The sequence below is a fragment of the Yersinia sp. 1252 StPb PI genome, assembly GCF_048593885.1.
GTDB lineage: Bacteria > Pseudomonadota > Gammaproteobacteria > Enterobacterales > Enterobacteriaceae > Yersinia > Yersinia enterocolitica_E.
Genome location: NZ_JAZGQE010000268.1, coordinates 1 through 4,301 on the forward strand (window position 1 = coordinate 1; position 4,301 = coordinate 4,301).

Here is a 4,301-nt window from a genome sequence, read left to right on the forward strand (position 1 = left end):
GATATATTTTTCCAACCGCCGTCAGTTATTTTGCGGGAGCCGATAATTACTCGGTCAGTTTAATTGTTGGACTTTACTTAACCTGACATAAGCACAGTAAGCAAGCAGGTAAATACAGCAGAAATAAAAGCGATGAATTCATTAAATTAAGCATTTCCAGCGGGAAATAGCAGGAGTTAAAAGCAGAAATAATGCCATTACAAATATTTATAATGGCATTATTTGGAGGGGTATCCATTGACCATTCTTATCTAACAGTAAGATAGAAGGCCATCAGGTTATACCGTAAAACCGAGATAGAGATAGATTGCCAACACAATACTTGCAGTTGCAATGGCATAGGGCATTTGTGTTCGAATATGCTCAATATGGTCACAATCCGTCGCCATAGACGCCACAATGGCATCACCAGAGATAGGCGATGTCATGTCACCAAAAATAGAACCTGCAATGGCCGCACCAATCATATATTCCACGGGCATCCCCAAAGAGACCCCAAGCTGAACACCGATGGGGATCATAATGGCAAACGTGCCCCATGACGTCCCCGTCGCTAGCGACATAATTGCACTGATAATAAAAATAAAGCCAATTGAGAATCCAGGAGAAATAACACCGGAGGTGATAGTAGCAATATATTGCCCGGTATTGAGATCAGCAGAGACATTCCCCATCAAAAATGCCAATACCATAATTGAGCTGATTTTCACCATACTGGCGTAACCGATATACAACTCTTTAAAGAAGGATTCTATATTCAGGATCCGCCGCCCACAGAACCAAACAAAAGAAACCGTTGTCCCAAACATCACGGCGCTATATACCGACATAGAGCCGCTACCTTTAGTGAAATCGCCATCGCCAGTGACATAAAGTGCAACCGGCACAGCAATAACAGTCGACAGAATAGGGATAAGGAAGTTTAGCAATGAATTACACGCCGGATGATCAATGACTTCATCTTTTTCTTTCTCAACGTGCAGATCCTGTTTGCTGATGTAATTCGCTTCAGCCTTCTTCATCGGCCCCCAGGATGCCCCAGAGAAAATATAGAACAGTACGGACGCCAACGAGAACCATGCCATCAGATTCCACACCATCGATCTGGCCAGAATCTCAAAAGGCTGTCCATCGATGTACCCTTTGGCGATCTGGACACCGATGACCCCCATCATTGCCGCACCCCAACCATTTATCATTGCTGAAGAACAGACTGATACACAGGAGGTTTGGACAATATAAGACATTTTCTCTGGTGATAGACCGTATCTTTTTGCCAGATCTTTGGTCGATGCACCGGCAATAAGTTGGTTGATCGAACTTTCAATGAAAATAATTGACGTAATCACCATCGCCAACAACTGCACTGCTTTTTTATTAGTAACAAACTGAGTTTTTTCTGTTAAGGCGCGAACTAAACTTCGAACGCCCCCGGTCACGACAATTAAGCGCATGATCCCGCCAATCATCACCATAAAAATAACGGTACGAGTATTACCTGGAGAAGAGAATGTATCAATAATTCCATTTAAAGTGCCACTGATCCCCTGAAGTAGATTGTGATCGTTAATAACCGTAAATCCAACAACTATCCCCATTAATAACGACAATATTACCTGCCGAGTAAAAATCGCCAAACAAATAGTTACTAGTGGAGTTATAATTGTCCACACGCCATAATCATGCATATGACTACCCTATTAATTATTGTATAAAGGAAAGGGCTTGCTCTGCGTCTGCTATTAAATCATTAATATCTTCGATACCGATTGAAAGCCGTAGTGTTGTATCGTATATGCCTATATTTTCCCTCTCGTTTTGAGACATAGAACCATGCGACATTGAAGCAGAATGGTTAACCATACTTTCAACGCCCCCCAGTGATTCGGCTAAAACAAAATAATTTAGCTTGGCAATAAAGGTTTTCACCGCTGTTATATCGCCTTTTAATCGGATACTGACTACCGCCCCGCCAGAACGCATCTGTTTTTTACACAATTGATATTGAGGATGTGATTCCAGACCAGGGTAATGGACATCTAGTACCTTAGAATGTTGTGCTAAAAACTGCGCGATTTTTAAAGCATTACTGCATTGACGTTCCATACGAACATCAAGTGTTTTCATGCCGCGCAATGCCAAATAGGCATCAAACGGCGAAGCAATAGCCCCAACGGTGGTTTTACAAAAATCCAGTTGGTCGGCAATATTCTGCACATTGGTAATAACTGCACCGCCAATTAAATCTGAATGCCCACCAATATATTTACTGGTAGAGAGCATAACGATATCAGCACCTAAAGTGAGCGGCCGTTGGTTCCAGGCACTGGCAAAGGTATTATCCACGCAGCTCATTATGCCCCTGCTTTTGGCAACCTGGCATACCGCTTCAATATCAACTAATTCCAACAGTGGGTTAGTGGGCGTTTCAATCCAGATTAAAGCTGTATTCTCCTGAATATGGCTATTTACTGACGCCAGATCGTTAAGATCGACATAACTGAATGTGGTACCTGAAGTGTGTTTACGCAGACGTTCAAACAACCGATAAGTACCGCCATAGACCCCTTTCATTACTAATACATGGGAATCTTTAGGTAGCAACTCCAATATAAGTGCAGTTGCTGCCATACCGGAAGCGGTCGCCGTAGCATAGATACCACCTTCTAACTCAGCCAAGGCGGTTTCATACGCATATCTTGTCGGGTTACTGCAACGGGAATAACAAAACTCCCCTTCTTCGCCTAAATTGGGTTGAATGAAAGAACTGGCAGTGGTAATTGGTGGAAAAATAGCATTATTGCCCCGGTCAACTTGATCTCCGGCATGGATAACCAGAGTCGCGATCGATTTTGACTTATTCATTATTTGTCCCTTTAAATTTTTACGATAACCCGCCGATCATTATTAATAATGACGTTAGGCCACGCAGTTAAACCGTAATATTTATTTACGTGTCATTATACTGATAATTTCTTTATCTGTTTGCCTCATCGGCGATAACACTAATTTACATAAATTGTTGATAGAACCTTCAACATTACAAGAAACAATGCCATCACGCTCCCCTGCAACGCTATTTTGTTGCGCCATCAACACCGACTTAAATGCGCAGGCGGTGGCAGTAGACACTTTCATCGCACAACTATTTGATGCACCATCACAAATAATCCCACTGATATCACTGATCATATTACTGACCGCGTAGGAGATAGTCTGAAAATCCTGGGTCAATAACCAACTCATACCTGCCGCTGCGCCCATTGCTGCCGTTGAAGCCGCACACAATGCAGACAATCGGGTATAACGCATATGAATTGAAATTGCAGCCAAATGAGCCAATGCTAATGCCCTGGCCAGGGTTTCATCATCGGTCTTTAGATGTCTGGCAAGTGTCACTACCGGCATTGTCACGGTAATCCCTTGATTACCTGAGCCATAATTTGACATCGCGGGTAAGGGTGCGCCTCCCATACGGGCATCTGACGCCGCAGTGGTGTTGATCAACATTTGGCTCAGTAAGTCAGTGCTGATAAAGCCGTTTTTCCTGGCCTGCGACAACGCCCCACTCACGTTCAAACCATAGCTCTTCCTTTGCCCCTCATCAGAAAGCGCAGTATTAATCTCAGCACTTTTCAGCATAAACATAATATCTTTAGCGCCAACATCGGTCACAAATTTAAATGCGTCGTTAAGTGAAAATTCGGGTAGTGCGCCCTTTTCATTGTCGGTGATTAAGTCTCGGGCTAATATTTGTTTTATATTATTAATATATACTTGCGTGACATTGGTATGGCCACCTTGAATCACAACCCGGCAGTGATCATCAAGGCTATATAACGTAATATCAATAAAAATAAAGTCCGCAGCATCTACTGCATTTAAACACACTTTACCTGATTCATTGAACATATAAGCTTGGGTAATTTGTGCCGCAGTAATGTCTTTCAATACTTCTAAATCGGCATCCGCGTTACCGCCAATAGCCCCTATCGCCGCAGCAAGAGTCACTCCGCAATAGGTTGTTCCTGGGATAGTGACCCCCATCGCATTTTTATACAGATTCTCCGATATCTCCCCCGTTATTTTTAATATCGGTGCGTTGAGATATTTGGCAGCCACCGCAGCAGCATACGCAATAGCAATAGGTTCAGTACAACCTAATGAAAGTTTTACTTCTTTTCTCAACCAATCGAGCAACTGTTGATGCGTAATTTTTTGCATTTGAAATAATTAATCAGTGATTTTATTTATTTTTATCTTATGGTTTTAACGGGAGAAATACTTTTCATATTTTCCTG

The 4,301-nt window shown here is 42.5% G+C and carries 3 protein-coding genes; all 3 read right to left on the bottom strand.

The genetic code is table 11. The features are described 5' to 3' along the window. Positions 1-278: 278 nt before the first annotated feature. The 3 genes from V2A85_RS22270 to V2A85_RS22280 all read right to left on the bottom strand — a co-directional run bounded on the left by V2A85_RS22270 (position 279) and on the right by V2A85_RS22280 (position 4,224). A complete protein-coding gene (locus tag V2A85_RS22270; RefSeq protein WP_372559536.1) occupies positions 279-1,688 on the bottom strand; it encodes a Na+/H+ antiporter NhaC family protein in 1,410 nt (469 codons plus the stop codon). Between the two features lie 16 nt (positions 1,689-1,704). Continuing rightward, positions 1,705-2,865, bottom strand: coding sequence for a trans-sulfuration enzyme family protein (locus V2A85_RS22275; protein ID WP_372559537.1), 1,161 nt, complete (start codon positions 2,863-2,865; stop codon positions 1,705-1,707). A gap of 81 nt (positions 2,866-2,946) precedes the next feature. After that, positions 2,947-4,224 carry a serine dehydratase subunit alpha family protein gene (locus tag V2A85_RS22280; protein ID WP_420072398.1) on the bottom strand — a complete coding sequence of 426 codons (1,278 nt, stop codon included), beginning with the start codon at positions 4,222-4,224 and terminating at the stop codon, positions 2,947-2,949. Positions 4,225-4,301: the final 77 nt, after the last annotated feature.